Here is a 17244-nt window from a genome sequence, read left to right as displayed (position 1 = left end):
CGCGAGGATGACCACAAGTCCCACACCGGCCACCCGCACCAAGGTCCTCCTTGTCGACGACCACGACCTCATTCGCAAGGGGTTGCGGCACGCCTTCGAGCGGGACCGGCAGTTCGAGGTCGTCGGTGAGGCCGCCACCGCCGCCGAGGGCGTCCGGCAGGCCGGTGCCCTCCAGCCGGACGTGGTGATCATGGACCTGCGGCTGCCCGACGGCAGCGGCCTCGAGGCCACCCGGGCGCTACGCAAGTCCAGCGCGTCGATGGGCATCGTCGTGCTCACCATGTACGCCGGCGACGACCAGCTCTTCGGGGCCCTGGAGGCGGGGGCGAGCGCGTTCGTGCCGAAGACGGCCCCCGCCGACGAGGTGGTGGCGGCCGCCCGGCACGCCGCCTCCTCGCCCAGCGCCTTCACCGCGGCCGACCTGGCCGAGGCGATGAAGCGGCGGCTCGCCCCGTCGGGCCCGCAGCTGTCGCCCCGCGAGGGCCAGGTGCTGCGGCTGCTCGCCGACGGGATGAGCGTGGCCGGCATCGCCAAGCAGCTCTTCGTCAGCGAGTCGACGGCCAAGACCCACATCTCGAAGCTCTACGAGAAGCTGGGCGCGGCCAACCGGGCGCAGGCGCTGATGACCGCGCTGCGACTGGGCCTGCTGGAGGCCCCGGACGCCCCGAAGTTCTGACGGCCCCTCGCCCGGTCACGTCGGGCAGGGGGATTCGACGCGGGCCGGCGGGTCCGGTCGACGGGACATCGGCGACGGACGGCTCAGGCGCCGCTGGCGGCCCTGACCACGGGCCCGGGCGGCCAGCGTCGCGCCGGTCGCGGCTGCGCCGACGCGCACTTGGTCACCCGGGCACGGGGCGGGCAGAATGTCCGGGTGACCCGCGCGGGCGACGCCGCCCGCGTCGTCGACAAAGGGGTGGGCATGCACCGGCCGGACTGGGCACCCGACAGCATCGACATCGAGCGCCCGAGCGTGGCCCGCATGTACGACTACTACCTCGGCGGCTCGCACAACTTCGCCGCCGACCGGGCCGCCGCGCGGGCGATAGTCGACGCCGTCCCCGAGGCGCCGCTGGTGGCCCAGGCCAACCGGGCGTTCCTGCGCCGGGCGGTGCAGTTCCTCGCCGAGGCCGGGATCCGGCAGTTCCTCGACATCGGCTCCGGCATCCCCACCGTCGGCAACGTCCACGAGATCGCCCGGCGGATCGCCCCGGAGTCCCGGGTGGTCTACGTCGACGTCGACCCGGTCGCGGTGGCGCACAGTTGGGAGATCCTCAGCGGCGACGACACCACCACCGTGATCCAGGAGGACCTGCGCCACCCCGAGCGGATCCTGGCCCACCCGGAGGTCACCGGGCTGCTCGACTTCTCCCAACCGGTCGCCGTGATGATCGTGGCGGTGCTGCACTTCGTGCCGGACTCCGACCGGCCGGACGAGATCCTGCGGACGCTGCGCGAGGCGCTGGCCCCGGGCAGCTACCTGGTGCTGTCGCAGGCCAGCGACGAGGGCCGGCGCCCCACGGAGCGAGAGGACGTCGAGGCCGTCTACCAGCGCACCGACAACCCGCTCTGGATCCGCGGCCAGGCCGAGCTGACCGCCCTCTTCGACGGCTTCGAGCTGGTCGACCCCGGCGTGGTCTGGGTGCCGCAGTGGCGTCCCGAGACACCGGAGAGCGCCGAGGACGCCGAGCGGGCCGTCCTCAGGGGCGGCGTCGGGCGGCTCCGTGAGTGACCCGCCCGACGACCCGTCCGGCCCGGCTCGCCCGGGCACCTTCGCCCGCGCCTGGGCGAAGGCGGTCTCCGGCACCAGCTACCTGCCGATGGCCCAGGCCCAGCTGGAGGCGTTGCTGCAACGGCTCACCGACCGGCTGGCCCAGGCGCTGGAGGCCGAGCCGCTGGACCTGCGCACCGGGCACCAGGTCGGGGCGGAGCTGGTCGCGGCGCACATCGCCTCCGCCGAGGGGCTGGGCCGGACCGTCGAGGTGATCCAGCTCCGGCTGCTACGCGACCTAAGGCTGGTCGGCGAGGACGTCCAGGACCGGCTGGCCCGGCTGCTGGCCACCGTGGCCACCGGCTACGCCCGGGCCCTACGGGACCGGACGCTCGACGAGCAGGAGTCGATCCGCCGGGCCGCGATGACGGCCCAGGCGCAGGCCGAGCGGGCGCTGCGCGAGAGCGAGGCCCGCTTCCGCCACCAGGCCACCCACGACCCCCTGACCGACCTGCCCAACCGGACGCTGTTCACCGAACGGCTCAGCGCCGCGATCGACGCCCCGGGCCGGGGCGCCGACCGGGCGGGCCTGTGCTTCCTCGACCTGGACCGCTTCAAGATCGTCAACGACACCCTCGGTCACCAGGTCGGCGACCGGCTGCTGATCTCGGTCGCCGACCGGCTGCGCCGGGCCCTCGGCGAGCACCTGGTCGCCCGCCTCGGCGGCGACGAGTTCGTCATCCTGGTCGAGCGCACCGCGTGCACCGACGACGTGGTGAAGGTGGCCGAGGCGGCGCTGGCGGCGGTGAACGAGCCGGCGCTGATCGACGGGCACGAGCTGTGCGTGTCGGCCAGCATCGGCATCGTGGAGTGCCCGGTGGCCGGCACCACCCCCGTCGACCTGATGCGGGCCGCCGACACGACCCTGCACTGGGCCAAGGCGGACGGCGGCGCCCGCTGGTCGCTGTACGACGCCGAACGCAGCCGCCGCGAGCTGGCCCGGCACGCGCTGTCCTCGGCGATCCCGGCGGCGCTGGAGCGCGGCGAGTTCTACCTGGACTACCAGCCGCTGACCTCGCTGTGCGACGGCACCGTGCTCGGGGCGGAGGCACTGGTCCGCTGGCGGCACCCGGAGCTCGGCGAGCTGCGCCCGGACAGCTTCATCGGACTGGCCGAGGAGACCGGGCTGATCGTCCCGCTCGGCGGGTGGGTGCTCGCCGAGGCGTGCCGGGAGGCGCAGACCTGGGCGAGCGCGGGGCAGGCCGCGCCGTTCGTCAGCGTGAACCTGGCGGTCCGGCAGGTGCACCGGCCGGGGCTCGTGCAGGAGGTGCGCGGCGTGCTCGAACGCACCGGCCTGCCGCCGGGGCGGCTCCAGCTGGAGATCACGGAGAGCACCATGATGAGCGCCGACGAGGAGCCGGTGCGGGCCCTGCGGGTGCTGGCCGACCTCGGCGTACGGATCGCCATCGACGACTTCGGCACCGGCTACTGCAACCTGGCGTACCTGCGGGACCTGCCGGTGACGGAGCTGAAGGTGGCCGGGGAGTTCGTGGCCGGGCTGCGGGCCCCGGCCGAGGACCCGGCGAGCCGCACCGACGAGCGGATCCTCGCCTCGCTGGTGTCGCTGGCCCACGCGCTGGGCCTGGGGGTCACCGCCGAGGGGGTGGAGACGGCCGGGCAGGCCGACCGGCTGCGGGCCATCGGCTGCGACGTCGCCCAGGGCTGGCACTTCGGCCGGCCCGCGCCCGCCGCCCGCATCCTCGAACGCCTCCGCTGACCCGCCGGGTGTAGCCCACATCGCCGACATGGCGGGGTTCCGGCGCGTTGGACACCGCCATGTCGGCGACATGGAACCCGGGCCTCAACCGCTCAGCCGGCCAGCAGGGTCGCCATCCGGGCGGCCTGGGCCTCCCAGCGCCACTCCCGCTCCACCCACGCCCGACCGGCCGCGCCGAGCTGGCGGGCCAGGTCCCGGTCGGCGAGCAGCGTGGCCACCCGGTCGGCGAGCTGGGCGACGTCGCGTCCGGGGACGACGTACCCGGTCTCCCCCGCGCGGACGGCGTCCGGCGCGCCGCCGGAGTCCCCGGCCACGACCGGCAGGCCCGTCGCGGACGCCTCCAGGTAGACGATGCCGAGCCCCTCGACGTCCAGGCCGCGGTTGCGGGTGCGGCAGGGCATGGCGTACACGTCGCCGGCCGCGTAGTGGGCGGGCAGGTCGGCCGCGGGCACCGAGCCGGTGAAGACGACGTCCCGCTCGACCCCGGTCTGCCGGGCCAGCTTCTCCAGGGTGCACCGGTACGGCCCGCCGCCGACGACCAGCAGCGCCGCGTCGGGCACCCGGCGACGGATCTCCGGCATCGCCCGGATCAGCATGTCCTGACCCTTGCGGGGCACCAGCCGGGAGACGCACACCACCACCGGCCGGTCGGCCAGCCCGAGCCGGGCACGGACCGGCTCCCCGTCCACGTCCGGGTGGTACGTGTCGACGTCCACGCCCGGCGCCAGCCGGTGCAGCTCGGTCACCCCGTGCAACGCCCGCTCCAGCCGGACCCGGGTGTACTCGCCCAGGTACGTGACCACGTCCGCGCCCCGGCCGATCCGGCGCAGCGCGGTCCGGGCGCCGGGCAGCGCCGCCCAGCCCACCTCGTGTCCGTGGGTCAGGGCCACCACCCGACGGATCCCGGCGCGCCGGCGCAGCCCGGCGGCGAGCAGCCCGAGCGGGGCGGCCGCCCCGAACCAGACGCTGTCGCAGTCGTACGCGCGGGCCAGCCGGGCGGCCCGCCGGGCGACCAGCGGGGTCGGCAGCAGCACCTTGGTGCGCTCCCGCACCACCTCGAACGGCTGGTCGGCGTCGAACTTGTCCGCTCCCCGCCAGCTCGACGCGTACACCACCACCGAGCCGGCGGGCTGGCGTACGGCGAGGTTGTGCACGAAGGACTGGATGCCGCCGGGACGGGGCGGGAAGTCGTTCGTGATCAGCAACGTCCGGCTCACCTGCCGGCCTCCCTGGCGTAGGCGCGGGCGGCGGCGATCCGTTCCACGGTGGACGGGTGCGACGCCGAGTAGAGGTACTCCCAGCGGGGCGGGTCGGGGTCGGCCAGGTTGGCCCCGGACAGGCGGCGCTGCATCGCCTCGAAGGTGGCCGGGTCGCCGGTGAGGGCGAGGGCGTGCGCGTCGGCCCGGGCCTCGATCCGCCGGGAGACCAGCGCCTGGGCCGGCGCGGCCACCAGCCCGGCGACCGTGACCAGCGCGATGAGCAGCGGAAACGCCCTGGGTTCGGCGATCGAGTCGACGCGGGCCAGGCGCAGCAGCGGGCCGGCGGAGCCGAGCAGGTAGAGGGCGACCACGGCCAGGGCTGTGCCCAGCGCCCCGGTCAGGGTGCCGGTCCACACGTCGCGGTCCTTCGCGTGGCCCAGCTCGTGCGCCACCACGCTGGTCACCTCCGCCGGGGTCGCCTCGCGCAGCAGCGTGTCGTACACCACCACGCGGCGGGTCGGGCCGAGCCCGGAGACGTACGCGTTGACGGCCCGGGTGCGCCGCGACGCGTCGGCGACCAGCACGTCGCGTACGGGCACCCCGTCGCGGGCCGCCATGGTCATCAGTTCCGTGCGCAGCGGGCCCTGCTCCATCGGGGTGAACCGGTTGAACACGGGCTCCACCAGCACCGGCAGCACGAACGACAGCAGCACCACCAGCGCCGCCGCCCCGGCCGCCCCGAACGCCCACCACCAGCGCGGGGCGAGCCGGGTGACGGCGTAGAAGCCGAGCAGCGCCAGCACGCCGATCACCGCGCTGACCGCGTACGACTTGAGCAGGTCGGCGGTCCAGCCGCCCCAGCCGTTGGTGGCGAGCCCGTGCCGGGTGAGGATCGCGTGCCGCCAGGCGGAGAAGGGCAGGGTGAGCAGGTCGGCGACGAGCAGCACGGCGAGCCCGCCGAGGACCGCCTGGGCGACCCAGTGGCCGCCGAAGGGCCGGCCGGCCAGTTCCACCAGGCGACCGCCGAGCGGGGTGAGGCCGAGGCCCAGGGCCACCAGCAGGCCGACCGCCAGCGCAGCCCAGCCGCCGGGGCGCAGCGCGGCCCGGAAGGCCCGGCCCCGGGCGACCTGCTCGACGGGGAGGTCACGCAGCGCGGCGAGCTGGTCGGCGCGTGGGGCCGGCGGCCGGTGCCAGGGCACCAGCACCGCGGCGGCGACGGCCAGTGCGACGGCGAGCCCGACGAGCGTGATCACCGCCCACCCGCGCGGCGTCACCGCGCCACCCTGGAGCGAGCGGCCGGCGCCGCGCCGCGCGCGCCGCCGTCGCGTCGTACCCGCGTCATGCCGTCGCTCCTCCCGTCGAGAGCGCCCATCCTATTGGGCCGGCACCGCCCGCTCCGACGGTGGACGCCGGGTGGCGGCCCTTTGGAGCTGCCCGCACAGGCGGGGCGGCGGCCGTCCCCACGTCACGCCCCACGCCCGGCAACGGCCCGGCTGCGGGCGGACGGCCGACCCGCCCTCGGGCGGGCTGCGGCAGCCCGAACGGGCAGCTCCAAAGGCGGCAGCCCGAACGGGCAGCTCCAAAGGCGGTAGCACGAACGGGGCAGGTCCACAGGAGTCGCGCCGGCCTCCTGCCCGTCGGTCACCGGCGGACGACCGCGCCGCCGCCCCGTCCAACGGGACAGGTCGGCCGCCACGGGTCAGGACCGGGCGAGCCGGCGCAGCAGCGAGTCGGCGCCGAGCGGGTACGCGCCGTGCCGGCGTACCCCGTCGGCGACCTCGCGGTCGGAGGAGACCACCACCACGGGCCGGCCGGGCGGCTCGGCCCGGACCAGCCGGCGGATCAGCTCGTCGGCGGTCTCCCCCTTGCGGGAGAAGAGCACCCGCACGCCGCGCGGGGAGGGCGGCAGCCCGTGCATCCGCTCGGCCCCGTCGAAGACCACCGTGACCTCGTCGCCGGTCTGTGCCGCGATCCCGCCCAGCCCGGTGATCAGGCGCTTGCGCTGCTGCTCCAGTGACATCTCGCCGAAGCCGCGCTTGGTGACGTTGTACCCGTCGACGACCAGGTGCGCCTTGGGCAGCGCCAGGAGCTGGTCGAGCCGCGCCGGGTCGTCGGTGTCCCGGGCCCGCGCCGCGGCGCCGGCCGGGGTGGCCGCCGACGCGTCGGCGAACGCGTCGGCCACGAAGTCGGCGGGGAGCCGGTCGACCGGGTCCAGCGCCAGCTCGCGGCGCAGCCCGACGGCGGCCTGCCCGATCGTCTCCAGCAGCAGCCAGAGCCGGGCGTCGTCGACGGAACGGGCCTCCTTGGCACTGGCCCGGGCCACTCCGGCCGCCGCCTCCGCCTCGGCCAGGCGGGCCCGCGCCCGGCGCAGCTCCGCGTCCGCGTCGGCCGCCGCGCGGGCGGCCCGGCCCCGCTCGGTGGCCAGCATCTCGGTTGCCTTGCGCTCCCGGGCCTGCGTCTCGCGCAGCGTACGGGCGAGCTGGCGGGACTCCTCGCGGAGCTGGCCGAGCTCCTCGCGGACCCGGGCCAGCTCGTCGCGGAGCTTCTCGGCCTCCACCCGGGCCACCGCCCGGTCGTGCTCGGCGCGGGTGGCCCGCTGCTCGGCCTCGCGGATCAGCTCGTCGACCAGGGCCTTGTCCGCCTCGGCGCGCACGGCGGCGCCGCTGGCCTCGATCAGCTCCCGCCAGCCCGGCGGCCGGGCCAGGTAGGCCAGGGCGGCCACCTCGACGGGGTCGGCGGCCGCCGGCGCAGTGCCCTCCACCACCGCCGCGCCGAGGTCGCCGGCGTCGGCGAGCACCCGGGCGGTGATCCGCTGCCGGAACAGCGGGTCGGCGGTGAGCTGGGCGGCGATGGCCGGGGCGCCGAGCCGGGCCCGCCGGTTGGGGGCGAACTTGGCCACCCGGCGCAGCGGCACCGGGATCTCGTCGGCGGGCAGGCCGGGCAGCATGGCGGCGGTGAGGGCGACGATGCGCTGGCGCACCGGCTCCGGCAGCGTCGGCTCCGGCTCGGGTGCCTCTCCACCGGTGTGGTGCACGGCGTCGACCGACTCCTCCTGCGGGAGGTTGTCGTCGTACGGCTCGGTGAGGGGCATGTGGCAAGTCTCCCACCGCGACCGGGCCCACCGCCCGGTGAGTGAGCCGATCTCTCATCCTACTCCTGTGGGGGCCAGCGGGACCGGTGGGACGCAAGTGTCGGACCCGGGGGCTACCGTGCCGCGCGTGGGCGGAGCGGAGTACGTGCAGCAGGCGCTCGCCGGGCTGGACCCGGCGACGGGCGACGGGGTGGACCCGGCGCTGCCGCTGTACGCGACGACGTTCGTGGTGGTCGACCTGGAGACCACGGGCGGCGCCCCGGACGGCGGCGGGATCACCGAGATCGGCGCGGTGAAGGTGCGCGGCGGCGAGGAGCTGGGCGTGCTCGCGACCCTGGTCAACCCGGGCGTGCCGATTCCGCCGTTCATCACCGTGCTGACCGGGATCACCCAGGCCATGCTGGTTCCCGCGCCGCCGATCGAGCAGGTGCTGCCCAGCTTCCTGGAGTTCGTCTCCGACGCCGTGCTGGTCGCCCACAACGCGCCGTACGACGTGGGCTTCCTCAAGGCCGCCTGCGCCAGGCACGGCTACCGGTGGCCCAACCCCCGGGTGCTGGACACCGCCGCGCTGGCCCGCCGGGTGCTCACCCGCGACGAGGTGCCCAACCGCAAGCTCGGCACCCTCGCGGCGTACTTCCGCACGGCCACCCAGCCGACCCACCGGGCGCTGGACGACGCCCGGGCCACCGTCGACGTGTTACACGGGCTGATCGGCCGCCTCGGCGGGCACCGGGTCGACACGGTCGGCGAGGCGATCGAGTTCGCGCGGGCGGTCACCCCGACGCAGCGGCGCAAGCGGCACCTCGCCGACGGGCTGCCGAGGGTCCCGGGGGTCTACATCTTCCGGGCCGCCGACGACCGGCCGCTCTACGTCGGCACGTCCGGCGACATCGCCACCCGGGTACGCAGCTACTTCACGGCCTCCGAGAAGCGGGCGCGGATCTCCGAGATGCTCGCCGCCGCGGAGCGGGTGGAGGCGGTCGAGTGCGCCCACTCGCTGGAGGCCGAGGTGCGCGAGCTGCGGCTGATCGCGGCGCACGCCCCGCCGTACAACCGGCGGTCGAAGTTCCCCGAGCGGATGGTGTGGCTCAAGCTCACCGAGGGGCCCTACCCCCGGCTGTCGGTGGTCCGCTCCCTCTCCCCCGGCGACGAGGCGTACCTGGGGCCGTTCGGCTCGCGGCGGGCCGCCGAGCTGGCCGCGGCGGCCTTCCACGACGCCGTCCCGCTGCGTCAGTGCACGCACCGCCTGTCGCTGCGCGCGGTCACCCCGGCCTGCGCGCTGGCCGAGCTGGGTCGCTGCCCCGCGCCGTGCGAGCACCGGATCACCCCGGAGGAGTACGACCGGCGCGCGGCCGCGCCGTTCCGCACCGCCACGGCCAGCGACCCCCAGGTGGTGGTGGACGCGCTGCTGGCCCGGATCGAGGCGCTGGCCCGCGACCAGCGGTACGAGGAGGCGGCCGTGGTGCGGTCCCGGCTCGCGGCGGTGCTGCGGGCGACGGTACGGATGCAGCGGCTGGCGGGCCTCACCCGCATCGCCGAGCTGGCCGCCGTCCGGCCGGCCGCCGGGGGCGGGTGGGAGTTGGCGCTGGTGCGGCACGGCCGGCTCGCCGGCGCCGGGGTCTCGCCGTCCGGCGTGCATCCCCGACGGACCCTGGAGGCGGTCCGGGCGACCGCCGAGACCGTCCCGCCGGGACACGGGCCGGCGCCCCGGGCGTCCGCCGAGGAGTCCGAGCGGATCCTGTCCTGGCTGGACCGACCCGAGACCCGGCTGCTGGAGATGTCCTCCGGTTGGTCCTCCCCGACCAGCGGTGCGGGCCGCTTCCGGGACCTGCTGATCAAGGCGGAGTCCGCATCGGCCCACCAACTCTCGACCGAACGCCCATGACCAAGTGACCGATCGGACTACGTCGACTCCCTTAGGCTGTTAAGGAAGTGCAGTCCTGCCCGTTTCGTGGGCCTGCTCCCGGTCGCCCTCGCCCGGCGACCGCGGGGCCGGGGTGAGGAGGTGTCCCTCGTGGACGTCGACGCCGGACGCGGCGCCGCCCTGGGGGGCGCGCTTCCGACCCAGCCGGGTGAGCTGCCCCTGGCCCGGCGACTGCGGTCGCTGCTGAGCTGGCCGAGCGCCGAGGGCGACCCGGTCACCCACCTGGTCCGCACACACCGGGCCATCCATGCCGGCACGGACCCGTCGGTGCTGCGCCGGGCGTACACGATCGCGGAGAACATGCACCGCGGGCAGTTCCGCAAGAGCGGCGAGCCGTACATCACCCACCCGCTCGCGGTCGCCCAGATCTGCGCCGAGCTGGGCATGGACGCCACCACCCTGGTGGCCGCGCTGCTGCACGACACGGTGGAGGACACCCGCTACACCCTGCAGGCCCTCGCGGAGGACTTCGGCGGCGAGGTGGCCCACCTGGTCGACGGGGTGACCAAGTTCGACAAGGCGTTCTACGGAAAGGCCGCGGAGGCGGAGACGACCCGCAAGATGATCGTGGCGGCCGGCAAGGACGTCCGGGTGCTGATCATCAAGCTGGCCGACCGGCTGCACAACATGCGCACCCTCGGCGTCCGCTCGGCCGCCTCCCGCGAGCGGATCGCCCGCAAGACGCAGGAGGTGCTCGTCCCGCTCTGCGACCGGCTGGGCATCCAGGCCCTCAAGCGCGAGCTGGACGACGTGGTGCTGCTGCACCTGGAGCCCGAGGAGCACGCGCGTATCGCCCGGCACGTGCACGACCGGCCCGGCTGGGACGCGTACCTCGCCGAGGTCGTCGCGCACGCGAAGGTGGCGCTGCGCCGCAACCGGGTCGACGCGCAGGTCGCCGCCCGCCCCCGCCACCTCTACTCGATCTGGAAGGACACCGTGGCCGGCGGCCACAGTGCCCCGTACGACCTGCCCCGGATCGTGATCGTGGTGGACGGCCCCGCCACCGACTGCTACGCCGCCCTCGGCGCCGTGCACGGGCTGTGGCGGCCGGTGCCGGGCCGGTTCAAGGACTTCATCGCCTCCCCGAAGAACAACCTGTACCGGTCCCTGCACACCACCGTCCTGGGCCCGAAGGACCGGACGGTGGAGGTGCTGATCCGCACCGTCGAGATGCACCGCTCCGCCGAGTACGGCATCGCCGCGGACTTCCGCTTCCCCCGCCCCGCCGGCGCGGCCGCCGCCGCCCAGGCGGAACAGCTCGCCTGGCTGCGCCGGGTGCTCGACTGGGAGCAGGAGGCCCCCGACCCGGCCCAGTTCCTCCAGTCGCTGCGCTGCGACCTCGCCGAGGCCCAGATCCAGGTGGTCGCCGAGGGGCGGCAGGTCGTGCTCCCGGCCGGGGCGACCCCGGTCGACGTGGCGTACGAGCTGGGCCCCGAACGGGGCGACCACTGCCTGGCGGCCCGGATCAACGGCCGGCTCGCCCCGCTCTCCTCCGAACTGGAGGAGGGCGACGTGGTGGAGATCTTCACCGAGTCGGACGCGGAGAGCGGCTTCGAGGCCGACGTCGCCCCGCGCGGGCCCCGCCGGGAGTGGCTGGGCTTCGTCAAGAGCCCGCACGCGCAGATGCAGATCAACCGGTGGTTCGCCGAGCACACGGAGCCCGGCATCTCGATCACCGACAAGGTCCGCCTCGGCCGGGCCACCATCGGGCTGGCGTTGCGCAAGCACAACCGGGGGCTCGCCAGCGACATGCCGCTGCTGCGGCTGTCCGAGGAGCTGGGCTACCCCGACCTGGAAACCATGCTGGTGGCGGTGTTCGACCGGGCCCTGGAGCCGGACGCCGTGGTACGCCAGCTCATCGACCTGGTCGACCACCGGCATTGAGCGTTCCTCCCCCGGGCCGTCGGCCGACCGGCGGCGAGCACTAGCCTGGACGCATGATCCCCCGCTCGCGCGCCACCGGACGGGCCTTCGCGTACCAGCTCTTCTACCGGCTGCCCGTGCCGCTGCGGCGCCGGCTGGTCCGGCTCGCCGTGCCGAAGTACATCGTGGGCGCGGTCACCCTGGTCCGTGACGCCGAGGCCGCCGCCCCGGGTCGCCTGCTCCTGCTGCGCCAGCCGCCCGGGCACAGCTGGACGCTCCCGGCCGGGCTGCTGCAACGCGCCGAGGCCCCGGTGGTGGGCGCGGCCCGGGAGCTGTTCGAGGAGAGCGGCGTCCGGCTCGCCCCCGAGCGGCTGCGCCCGGCCGTGCCGAACGCCGTCGTGCACCCGAAGGGCTGGGTGGACGTGGTCTTCGAGGCCGAGGTGCCCGCGTCGACCACCGAGCTGAAGGTCGACGGCGCGGAGGTCTTCGAGGCGGCCTGGCACCCGCTGGACGACCTGCCCCGGCTGAGCCGGGCGACCGCGAACCTGCTCGGGTACTACGGCATCGGGCCGCGCGCCGGCGAGGTGCCGCCGCCGGCCGGCCCGCGGCCGTGACCACCCCGGCCCGTCCCTCCGGCGTCCCCGGCCAGGCCGACGCGCCCGTCCCGGCCGACACCCGCCGCGCGGCCCCGAGCGCCGGGCCGCAGGTCTGCGCCGTCGTGCTCGCCGCCGGGGAGGGGACACGGCTGCGGCCGCTCACCGAGCGGGTGCCCAAGGCGCTGTGCCCGGTCGGCAACGTGCCGCTGCTCGACCGGGCGCTGGCCCGGCTGGCCGGGCTCGGCCTCACCGGCCCGGCCCGCGTCGCCGTGAACGCCTGCTACCTGGGCGAGCAGGTGGTCGCGCACGTCGGCGGACGGGCGCACCTCTCGGTGGAGCCCGACTCCCCGCTCGGCACCGCCGGGGGCGTGGCGAACCTGCGGGACTGGATCGCCGGCCGGGGCGTCCTCGTCGGCAACGCCGACGCCTACCTGGCCGACCCGGCCGCCGAGCCCGGCCCGGACATCGCCGCGCTGCTGGCCGGCTGGGACGGCGAGAGCGTACGGCTGCTCGGCCGGCCCGCCGACGACCCGGCCGCGCCCGGCACCTTCGCCGGCCACCGGTTCGCCGGCTTCTCCCTGCTGCCCTGGCGGCTGGTCCGGGAGCTGCCGGTCGAGCCGGAGGAGCTGGTCCGGGCCGTCTGGCGGCCCGCCGAGGCGGCGGGCGCGCTGACCGTCGTGCCGTACGCCGGAACGTTCTACGACACCGGCACGCCCGCCGACTACCTGACGGCGAACCTGCACGCCGCCGGGGACGGCAACCTGGTGGACCCGACGGCGACCGTCACCGGTCGCTGCGACCGGGCGGTGGTGGGCGCGGGGGCGCGCGTCCGGGGCGAGGTCAGCCGGTCGGTGGTGTGGCCGGGGGCCGAGGTGGGCGCCGGGGAGCGGCTGTCCGGGTCGATCCGCGCCCCGGGCGGGCTCACCGTCGCGGCCAGCCCCCGCCCACCCGATTAGCATGGTCGGCGAACGCCACGGCGGCGTCGCCGCCGAGAAGGGTGCCCGTCGGCACCGACGGCGCCTGTACGCACGACGAAGGGCGAACCAGTGATCACCGCGATCGTACTGATCGACTGCGCCACCGACTCGATCCCGGAGGTGGCCGAGAACCTGGCCGCCCTGCCCGGCGTCAGCGAGGTCTACTCGGTGGCCGGGCACGTCGACCTGATCGCCATGGTCCGGGTCCGGGAGTTCGAGCAGATCGCCGAGATCATCGCCGGCAGCATCTCGAAGGTGCCCGGCGTGCTCAGCACGGAGTCGCACATCGCCTTCCGCGCGTACTCCCAGCACGATCTGGAGGAGGCGTTCGCGATCGGCCTGGCCAGCGCCGACTGACCGCCGCCGGCCGATCCGCCCGCGGGGAAAGACGGTAGCCAGCCCACCGGACGGTGGGCTGGCTACCTGGGCGTACGGCGTCAGCTGACGCCCGGGGCCGGGGACTCGGTGGTACCCGGGGCCGTCGACTCGGTGGTGCCCGGAGCCGGCGACTCGCTGGTGCCGCCCGGAGCCGGGGTGGTGGCGGTGCCGCCCGGGCTCGGCGTGCCGCTGGCGCTGGTCTGCGGGACCGGGATGCCCAGGGTCTGGGCGAGGGCCGTCAGGGCGTCGAGGTGCGCCTGGAGCACCGGCAGGGCGTTCTGCGCAAGCTGGACCACCGACTGCTCGCTGCCCTGCGAGATCTCGGTCTGGGTGGCCTGGACGGCCTGGACGTGGCCGGCCAGCTCGTCGGTCACCCACTGCTTGTCGAACTCGGCGCCGCTGAGACCGTTCAGGCGGTCGAGAATCTTCTGCTGGTCCGCCGTCGGCGAGCCCGGCAGCTGGACGCCCAACTGCTGCGCGGTGCTCTGCACCGTCTGGTCCAGCTGGGTGTGGTCCGTGACGAACTGGGCACCCAGGTCCTTCACCTGCTGGTTCTGGCCCTTCTGCTGCGCCATGTTCCCAGAGGCGATCTCGAACAGGTTCACCTGGTGCAGGGCCTGTAGGTACTGGGTGTCCTGCGTCGACGGCTGTGCCGCGGCCTGCGCCGCCGCCGCGGGCGCGAGCCCGACCACCACCAGGGCGGCGAGCAGTCCGAGGCGTTTGAGACCCAACATCTTTCCCCCCCCTTTTCGTTGGACCGCACGGATACCCGGCTGAGGAGGATTAACCCTGCGAATCCGCAGCCGCGCCGCGTGCGGTACCGGAGCGCCCCGGGCGGGCGGGAGTGACCCGGGGGCGGAAAACGGGCGTGGCGCCCGCCGGGGGTCCGGCGGGCGCCACGTACGGTCGGGCGTAGGTCAGCGACGGCTCTCGCCGCTGCCGATCTCCTCCCGCTCCGGCCGGGGCTCGACCGGCGGGTGGCCCGGCGAGACCGGCGCCTCGGCCGGCTTCTCGATCGGGAAGAAGAAGCCCCGGATCGCGGGCCCGAGGGCGCCGAGCCGGTTCATCTTCTTGGGCACCACCCAGCCGACGTACTCCAGCTCGCCGTGCCCGTCGTGGCCGGCCGCGGTGAGCGGCTGGTGGACCTCCTCGAACCGGCCGTCCGGCAGCCGCCGGATGATGCCGGTCTCGACGCCGTGGGCCAGCACCTCGCGGTCGTGCTGCTGCAGGCCCAGGCAGATCCGGTACGTCACGTAGTACGCCAGCGGCGGGGCGATCAGCAGGCCGATCCGGCCCGCCCAGGTCATGGCGTTCAGGCTGATGTGGAACTTGTCGGCGATCACGTCGTTGCCGCCCGAGAGCGTCAGGACGATGAAGAACGCCACCGCCATCGCGCCGATCGCGGTCCGCTCCGGGGTGTCCCGGGGGCGCTGGAGCAGGTTGTGGCTGCGGTAGTCCTTGAGCCGCCGCGCCTCGATGAACGGGTACATCGTGGAGAGGCCGACCAGGATGCCCGGCAGCACGACCGTGGGCCAGAACAGCGGCGGGATGACGTACCCGTCGCCGATCGGGATGTTGATCTCCCAGGCCGGCATGAGGCGGGTCGAGCCGTCGAGGAACATGACGTACCAGTCGGGCTGGCTGGCGGCCGAGACCACCCACGCCTCGTACGGGCCGAAGTACCAGATCGGGTTGATCTGGAACAGGCCACCCATCAGCGCGATCACGCCGAAGACGACCATGAAGAAGCCGCCCTGCTTCAGCGCGTACCGCGGGAACATCCGCTCGCCGACGACATTGCCGTTGGTCCGGCCGGGGCCGGGCCACTGGGTGTGCTTCTGCTTGAAGACCAGGCCCAGGTGGGCGCTGATCAGCGCCACCAGCAGACCCGGGATGAGCAGCACGTGGGCGATGAAGAACCGACTGATGATGATCTCGCCCGGGAACTCGCCGCCGAAGACCGACGAGGTCACCCAGGAGCCGATCACCGGGATGGACAGCATGATGCCGGAGGCGATCCGCAGGCCCGTGCCGGACAGGCCGTCGTCCGGCAGCGAGTAGCCGGTGAAGCCGGCGAGGAAGCCGACCCAGAACAGCAGCGAGCCGATGATCCAGTTGGTCTCCCGCGGCTTGCGGAACGCGCCGGTGAAGAAGACCCGCAGCATGTGCACGACGATCGCGGCCATGAACAGCAGCGCCGCCCAGTGGTGCATCTGCCGCATGATCAGGCCACCCCGGACGTCGAACGACAGGTCCAGGCTGGAGGCGTACGCGGCCGACATCGGCGTGCCCCGCAGCGGGGCGTAGCTGCCGTTGTAGACCACCTCGGTCATCGACGGCTCGAAGAAGAAGGTCAGGAAGACACCGGTCAGCAGCAGCACGACGAACGAGAACAGCGCGATCTCGCCGAGCAGGAACGACCAGTGGTCCGGGAAGACCTTGTTCAGCAGCCGACGCAGCGGGGTGGCGACCTGGAAGCGCTCCTCCACCCCCACCGCGGCCTTGCCGGGCAGGGCTGCCATGTCCAACTTACGACGCTTCACGGCCGCTCCCAGAAGTCAGGCCCGATGGTCTCGGTGTAGTCCGACCGCGCCACGAAGAAGCCCTCGTCGTCCACCTCGATCGGCAGCTGGGGCAGCCGCCGGCTGGCCGGGCCGAAGACCGGCCGGGCGTTGTCGGTGATCAGGAACTGGGACTGGTGGCACGGGCAGAGCAGACGGTTGGTCTGCTGCTCGTACAGGCTCGCCGGGCAGCCCGCGTGCGTGCAGACCTTGGAGTACGCGGCGTAGTTGCCCCACATGTAGCCGTCATGGCCGACCCGCTGGTTGGCCTCGCGGGACTTCTGGGCGTCGTTCTCCCGCAGGTGGATCAGCAGCGTCGGCGAGTCGGCGTGCCTGTTGCTCACGCCGTGCTCGATGCCCGGGAAGACGGTCAGCTGGCCGCCGGCGCTGACGTCCGCCGGGCGGATCGGCCGGCCGTCCTCGCGGACCAGCCGGACCTTGCGGCCGCCGTTGTTCGCCGGGTTGAACCCGGTGGTGAACATCTGGTTGTTCTTGTGCGGCTGGGAGATCAGCCCACCGACCAGCGGCGCCGCGACGACCGCGCCCACCGGCAGGAGGCCGGCCACCAGCGAGACGCCCAGCAGGGGCCGGCGCTTCACGCCCATCTCGTCGGCGAGGTAGAGCATCGTCTCGCCGGTGATCTTGCGGTCGTCCGGGGAGAAGGCGCCCTCGTGCCGGTCCTGGATCGAGACCTCCTTGGGCAGCAGCTTCTTGCCCCAGGTCAGGATGCCGAAGCCGACGGCCAGGAGGGCCACGCCGAGGGTGAGGCCGAGCAGCGGGGTGTAGAGCTTGTCGCCGCCGGAGCCCGGCTTGTACTCCCACGGCCACCAGATGTAGATCACCAGGAACGCGGTCGCGGCGAGGCCGGTGAGCAGGAACATGGCGGCGACCGTACGAACGAGGCGGCGCTCGGCCCGGCTGCCGGGGACGAGCTGCGGCTCGTAGTGGACGATCTCGATGTCGTCCCGGCGCGCGCCCTCCTCCACGATGTCGAACCGGCTGAGCCGGGGGTCGTGCACGTCGAGCGGCTCCCGACCCTGCTGGGCCTGGTGCTCAGTTTGGGTGCTCATGCCGTCACCTCGCTACGCTCGGCGCCGGCATGAGACATCACGGCGCTGTACTGACTGTTCGCTCGCTGACGCTCGCTCATGCCGTCACCTCGTTAGCGCT

Annotated in this window: 14 protein-coding genes; 8 read left to right on the top strand and 6 right to left on the bottom strand. The window is 74.5% G+C overall.

Annotated features, from left to right (window positions below; translation table 11 throughout):
• The first annotated feature begins 7 nt into the window (after positions 1 to 7).
• From ABGB16_RS01940 to ABGB16_RS01930, 3 genes are all read left to right on the top strand, one after another.
• Positions 8 to 676 carry a response regulator transcription factor gene (locus tag ABGB16_RS01940; RefSeq protein ID WP_007072219.1) on the top strand — a complete coding sequence of 223 codons (669 nt, stop codon included), beginning with the start codon at positions 8 to 10 and terminating at the stop codon, positions 674 to 676.
• Between the two features lie 243 nt (positions 677 to 919).
• Positions 920 to 1729 carry an SAM-dependent methyltransferase gene (locus ABGB16_RS01935; RefSeq protein WP_347666253.1) on the top strand — a complete coding sequence of 270 codons (810 nt, stop codon included), beginning with the start codon at positions 920 to 922 and terminating at the stop codon, positions 1727 to 1729.
• A gap of 88 nt (positions 1730 to 1817) precedes the next feature.
• Positions 1818 to 3485: a bifunctional diguanylate cyclase/phosphodiesterase gene (locus tag ABGB16_RS01930; protein ID WP_347666252.1), complete on the top strand. Its 1668-nt coding sequence runs from the start codon at positions 1818 to 1820 to the stop codon at positions 3483 to 3485.
• 92 nt (positions 3486 to 3577) lie between these two features.
• Here the strand turns inward: ABGB16_RS01930 and ABGB16_RS01925 are convergent, their stop codons facing one another.
• The 3 genes from ABGB16_RS01925 to ABGB16_RS01915 all read right to left on the bottom strand — a co-directional run bounded on the left by ABGB16_RS01925 (position 3578) and on the right by ABGB16_RS01915 (position 7775).
• Positions 3578 to 4702 (bottom strand): glycosyltransferase family 4 protein, encoded by a 1125-nt coding sequence (locus ABGB16_RS01925; RefSeq protein WP_347666187.1) that lies wholly within the window; start codon positions 4700 to 4702, stop codon positions 3578 to 3580.
• Positions 4699 to 5958, bottom strand: a complete 1260-nt coding sequence (locus tag ABGB16_RS01920) for a M48 family metallopeptidase (protein ID WP_347666186.1) — start codon at positions 5956 to 5958, stop codon at positions 4699 to 4701. Before ABGB16_RS01920 ends, ABGB16_RS01925 begins: the two co-directional genes overlap by 4 nt.
• A gap of 425 nt (positions 5959 to 6383) precedes the next feature.
• Positions 6384 to 7775 (bottom strand): NYN domain-containing protein, encoded by a 1392-nt coding sequence (locus ABGB16_RS01915; RefSeq protein WP_347666185.1) that lies wholly within the window; start codon positions 7773 to 7775, stop codon positions 6384 to 6386.
• A gap of 127 nt (positions 7776 to 7902) precedes the next feature.
• Between ABGB16_RS01915 and ABGB16_RS01910 the strand changes: the two genes are divergently transcribed.
• The 5 genes from ABGB16_RS01910 to ABGB16_RS01890 all read left to right on the top strand — a co-directional run bounded on the left by ABGB16_RS01910 (position 7903) and on the right by ABGB16_RS01890 (position 13492).
• Positions 7903 to 9660, top strand: a complete 1758-nt coding sequence (locus tag ABGB16_RS01910) for a DEDD exonuclease domain-containing protein (RefSeq protein ID WP_347666184.1) — start codon at positions 7903 to 7905, stop codon at positions 9658 to 9660.
• Positions 9661 to 9789: 129 nt separating this feature from the next.
• Positions 9790 to 11583 (top strand): HD domain-containing protein, encoded by a 1794-nt coding sequence (locus ABGB16_RS01905; protein ID WP_347666251.1) that lies wholly within the window; start codon positions 9790 to 9792, stop codon positions 11581 to 11583.
• 53 nt (positions 11584 to 11636) lie between these two features.
• A complete protein-coding gene (locus ABGB16_RS01900) occupies positions 11637 to 12176 on the top strand; it encodes an NUDIX domain-containing protein (protein ID WP_347666183.1) in 540 nt (179 codons plus the stop codon).
• Positions 12177 to 12280: 104 nt separating this feature from the next.
• Complete coding sequence (locus ABGB16_RS01895; RefSeq protein WP_347666250.1) at positions 12281 to 13114, top strand: sugar phosphate nucleotidyltransferase; 834 nt, start codon at positions 12281 to 12283, stop codon at positions 13112 to 13114.
• A gap of 90 nt (positions 13115 to 13204) precedes the next feature.
• The gene (locus ABGB16_RS01890) at positions 13205 to 13492 is read left to right on the top strand and encodes an Lrp/AsnC ligand binding domain-containing protein (RefSeq protein ID WP_347666182.1); all 288 of its coding nucleotides are present in this window, start codon (positions 13205 to 13207) and stop codon (positions 13490 to 13492) included.
• 80 nt (positions 13493 to 13572) lie between these two features.
• On the opposite strand, the gene ABGB16_RS01885 is transcribed toward ABGB16_RS01890, so the two are convergent.
• The 3 genes from ABGB16_RS01885 to ABGB16_RS01875 form a co-directional block, all read right to left on the bottom strand.
• Entirely contained in the window at positions 13573 to 14247 is a 675-nt protein-coding gene (locus ABGB16_RS01885) for a DUF4142 domain-containing protein (RefSeq protein WP_347666181.1), read from the bottom strand.
• A gap of 183 nt (positions 14248 to 14430) precedes the next feature.
• Positions 14431 to 16056, bottom strand: a complete 1626-nt coding sequence (locus ABGB16_RS01880; protein ID WP_347666180.1) for a ubiquinol-cytochrome c reductase cytochrome b subunit — start codon at positions 16054 to 16056, stop codon at positions 14431 to 14433.
• A complete protein-coding gene (locus ABGB16_RS01875; protein ID WP_347666179.1) occupies positions 16053 to 17144 on the bottom strand; it encodes a Rieske 2Fe-2S domain-containing protein in 1092 nt (363 codons plus the stop codon). The genes ABGB16_RS01880 and ABGB16_RS01875 overlap by 4 nt, the downstream gene beginning before the upstream one ends.
• Positions 17145 to 17244 lie beyond the last annotated feature (100 nt).

It is taken from the genome of Micromonospora sp. B11E3 (assembly GCF_039871625.1).
In the GTDB taxonomy this organism is placed as follows: Bacteria; Actinomycetota; Actinomycetes; order Mycobacteriales; family Micromonosporaceae; genus Micromonospora.
This window is presented reverse-complemented; position numbering and strand designations above follow the sequence as displayed.

Excerpts from the sequence above, each read along its gene's own strand:
- ABGB16_RS01940 (WP_007072219.1), top strand. The coding sequence starts at position 8 with ATGACCACAAGTCCCACACCGGCCACCCGCACCAAGGTCCTCCTTGTC.
- ABGB16_RS01935 (WP_347666253.1), top strand. The coding sequence starts at position 920 with ATGCACCGGCCGGACTGGGCACCCGACAGCATCGACATCGAGCGCCCG.
- ABGB16_RS01930 (WP_347666252.1), top strand. The coding sequence starts at position 1,818 with ATGGCCCAGGCCCAGCTGGAGGCGTTGCTGCAACGGCTCACCGACCGG.
- ABGB16_RS01915 (WP_347666185.1), bottom strand. The coding sequence starts at position 7,775 with ATGCCCCTCACCGAGCCGTACGACGACAACCTCCCGCAGGAGGAGTCG.
- ABGB16_RS01900 (WP_347666183.1), top strand. The coding sequence starts at position 11,637 with ATGATCCCCCGCTCGCGCGCCACCGGACGGGCCTTCGCGTACCAGCTC.
- ABGB16_RS01885 (WP_347666181.1), bottom strand. The coding sequence starts at position 14,247 with ATGTTGGGTCTCAAACGCCTCGGACTGCTCGCCGCCCTGGTGGTGGTC.
- ABGB16_RS01875 (WP_347666179.1), bottom strand. The coding sequence starts at position 17,144 with ATGAGCACCCAAACTGAGCACCAGGCCCAGCAGGGTCGGGAGCCGCTC.